At 61.6% G+C, this 3,651-nt stretch carries 3 protein-coding genes; all 3 read left to right on the top strand.

The window, feature by feature from the left end:
• The coding region (locus tag ADADOO_RS07425; RefSeq protein ID WP_511276327.1) for a DEAD/DEAH box helicase at window positions 1-833 on the top strand (833 nt) is incomplete at its 5' end.
• Window positions 834-959: 126 nt separating this feature from the next.
• Window positions 960-2,669: a GspE/PulE family protein gene (locus ADADOO_RS07420; RefSeq protein WP_511276326.1), complete on the top strand. Its 1,710-nt coding sequence runs from the start codon at window positions 960-962 to the stop codon at window positions 2,667-2,669.
• 6 nt (window positions 2,670-2,675) lie between these two features.
• On the top strand, window positions 2,676-3,651 hold a 976-nt coding region (locus ADADOO_RS07415; protein ID WP_511276324.1), incomplete at its 3' end, for a type II secretion system F family protein.

Below are 3,651 nucleotides of genomic sequence, written 5' to 3'. Positions count from 1 at the left end.
TGTCCAAAATCGAAATCTTCGTCCTCGACGAAGCCGACCGCATGCTCGACATGGGTTTCATCCGCGACATTCGCAAGATCATCGCGCTGCTCCCCAAGCAGCGCCAGAACCTGATGTTCTCCGCTACCTTCTCGCCGGACATTCGTGAACTGGCGTCCGGCTTGCTCAACAACCCCGCTTCGGTCGATGTCGCAGCGCGCAATACGGCCGCCGAAACGGTCACCCAGCGCGTTATCGAAACCAACCGTGATCAGAAAAAAGAGTTGCTCTGCCACCTCTTCGAAACGCGCGGCTGGAACCAGGTTCTCGTATTTGCCCGGACCAAGCACGGCGCCGATGCGCTGGCTAAAACGCTGGAAAAATCGGGCATCAAATCCGCCGCCATTCACGGCGACAAATCGCAAGGCGCCCGGACGCGCGCCCTCACCGATTTCAAGGAAGGCAAGCTGGTCGCCCTCGTCGCCACCGACATCGCAGCGCGCGGCATCGACATCGACGCCTTGCCCTACGTGATCAACTACGAACTGCCCAATGTCGCCGAGGACTACGTGCACCGTATCGGCCGCACCGGCCGGGCCGGCATGGAAGGCGAGGCCCTTTCGCTGGTCAGCCATGACGAGCGCGGCAGCCTGCGCGACATCGAGCGACTGATCAAGCGTGATCTCGAGCGTATCGTCATTCCGGGCTTCGAGCCGTCGGCCATCGCGCCGCCGAAGCCGGTCCAGCCGCCGCGCGGTGCGCGCAAGCCGCAACCCGGCCGGCCGCAGGCGCAAAAAACAGCGCAAAAACCGGGTCGACCGCAGCAACATAACAGCGGCAACCGGCATCGCTGATTGTCAGGTAAGCCGCGATGGGCGGACTAGCTGACTTGTCGGGGGGTTAAAAAACGTCTACTGTGGAAACTTAAGCCGTAACTTCATATTGTTAACGCAGTTTCTTAAGGTGTTTTGGAGGTTGGGATGCCCCCCCCGCAAAAAGTCCGCCTCGGCGACCTGCTGATCCAGCAAGGCCTGCTTACCGAGGAACAACTGAAATTGTCTCTCGGCGAGCAGAAACGCACCGGGCGCAAGCTCGGCCGGGTTTTTGTCGAGAGCGGCTACGTCACCGAGGAAGGTATCTCGCAGGCGCTGGCCCGACAGTTGCGGATTCCCTTTGTCGACCTCAATAATTTCACGCCCAAGCCGGATCTGATCAAACTGTTACCGGAAGCACCGGCCCGGCGGTTTCGGGCGATGGTGCTCGATCAGTTGCCGGATGGTCGTTTGCAGATCGGCCTGGCCGATCCAACCGACTTGCAGGCCTACGACGAAATTACGCGCCTGGTCCATCGCGAGATCGACCTTGCCGTGGTCACCGAAAGCCAGTTGCTGGCCATGGTCGATCGCGTCTATCACCGTGGCGAGCAGATTACCGGCCTGGCCAAGGAACTGACCGCCGAACTTGGCGACACCCCGATCGAGTTCGGCGACCTGCTCGGCCTCAATCCTGGCGCCGAAGATGCACCGGTCGTCAAGCTGCTGCAAACGGTGTTCGAAGAGGCGATGCGTCTGCGCGCCTCCGACATCCATTTCGAGCCGCAGGAAAAGTCGCTGCGCATCCGTTTCCGTATCGACGGCGTGCTACATATTCAGACCGAGGCCGACGCCAAGGTTTCATCGGCCGTCGCGTTGCGCCTCAAGCTGATGTCCGGCCTGGACATTTCTGAAAAACGCCTGCCGCAGGATGGCCGTTTCAACATCAAGGTCCGCGCCAATCCGGTCGACGTCCGGATTTCGACCTTGCCCACCCAGTACGGCGAATCGGTGGTCATGCGGCTGCTCGCCCAGAACACCGGCCTGCTCGAACTGGACAAGATCGGCATGCCGCCCCGTGTGCTTGAGCGCCTGCGCCACGCCCTCAAGCGGCCGAGCGGCATGGTGCTGGTCACCGGCCCGACCGGTTCCGGCAAAACGACGACCCTCTACGCTGCGCTCAACGAACTGAACAGTCCGGAAAAGAAGGTCATCACCGTCGAAGACCCGGTCGAATACCGGCTCGGCGGCCTCAACCAGGTGCAGGTGCACGAAAAGATCGACCTCTCCTTCTCGCGCGTGCTGCGCACCGTGCTGCGGCAAGACCCGGATATCGTGCTGATCGGCGAAATGCGCGACCAGGAAACGGCCGAGATCGGCATGCGCGCCGCGATGACCGGTCACCTCGTGCTGTCCACGCTGCACACCAACGACGCCGTATCGACGCCGATCCGCCTGCTCGACATGGGCGTGCCGCGCTACATGGTCGCGCTCTCGGTTCATATGGTCATCGCCCAGCGTCTGGTCCGGATCATCTGCAGCAACTGCCGCGAAGCCTGCGCGCTGACGCCGAACGAGCATGAATGGTTGCGCTACGAGTTGGGCGATGACGTCGACGCCCATGCCTATCATCACGGTCGCGGTTGCACCCATTGCGCCAACACCGGTTATCAGGGGCGCAGCGGCGTCTACGAATTTCTTGAAATGAGCGACACCGTGGTCGAAGCGATCAACCATGAAGATCCCGGCGAATTCATGCGCGTCGCCCGCCAGCAAATGGCCGGTGAAACGCTGCGCCGCGATGCCGTCCGTTTGGTGCTGTCCGGCCGGACGACGGTGTCCGAGGCCATGCGCATCAGCAACCAGTTCGAGGAATAAGCCGGCGTGGCCAACTTTGCCTACAAAGGACGGGACGGTGGCGGCAAGCTGATCGAAGGGGTGCTCGAAGGCGCCAGTTCGGGTGGCGTCGCCGACGTGCTTCTCGGGCGCGGCATCACGCCGGTTTCGATCGAGGAAACCCGCGCCAAGGCAAAGAGCGGCGGCAATGTCGAGCTGAGCTTCCTCAAGCCCAAGGTCGAGCACGTCGACATCCTGCTTTTCTCGCGGCAGATTCACACCCTGTTGAAATCCGGCGTGCCGATCATGCGCGCCCTGAGCGGCCTGCAGGAGTCGGCAACCAATCCGGCGATGAAGGACGTCATCCGCGATGTGCGCGAAAGCCTGGAGGCCGGCCGCGAACTGTCAGTGTCGCTGGCCCGCCATCCCGAGGTGTTCAACCCTTTCTATATCTCCATGGTGCGAGTTGGCGAGGCGACCGGCCTGCTCGACGAAATTTTCCTGCGCCTGTTCGATCACCTCGAATTCGAGCGCTTCATGCGCGAGCAGGTCAAGTCGGCCCTGCGTTATCCGACCTTTGTCGTCATGGCCATGGCGGCCGCTATCGTCGTCGTCAATATTTTTGTCATCCCGGCCTTCGCCAAGGTTTTCCAGGGTTTCGGCGCCGAATTGCCGCTGATGACGCAAATTCTGCTCGGTTTCTCCAATTTCATGGTCGCCTGGTGGCCGGCCATGCTCGTCGGCACTATTGCCGCCGTATTCGCTTTCAGGGCCTGGGTTGCCACCACGGCCGGGCGCATGCAGTGGGAATCAATGGTGCTGCATTTCCCGATTGCCGGAAAAATCGTCCGCAAGGCGGCGATGGCCCGCTTTGCCCGCAGCTTCGCCCTTGGCATGCGGAGTGGCGTACCGGTCATGCAGGCGCTGACCAATTCATCGCAAACCGTCGATAACAGCTTTATCGCGGCCAAGATCGAAGGCATGCGCGATACCGTCGAGCGCGGTGAAAGCGTCGTCCGTTCGG

Origin of the sequence: Azonexus sp., assembly GCF_036170495.1 — a bacterium.
Lineage (GTDB): Bacteria > Pseudomonadota > Gammaproteobacteria > Burkholderiales > Rhodocyclaceae > Azonexus.
This window is presented reverse-complemented; position numbering and strand designations above follow the sequence as displayed.

Coding starts and splice junctions, on each gene's coding strand:
- ADADOO_RS07420 (WP_511276326.1), top strand. CDS start 960: ATGCCCCCCCCGCAAAAAGTCCGCCTCGGCGACCTGCTGATCCAGCAA.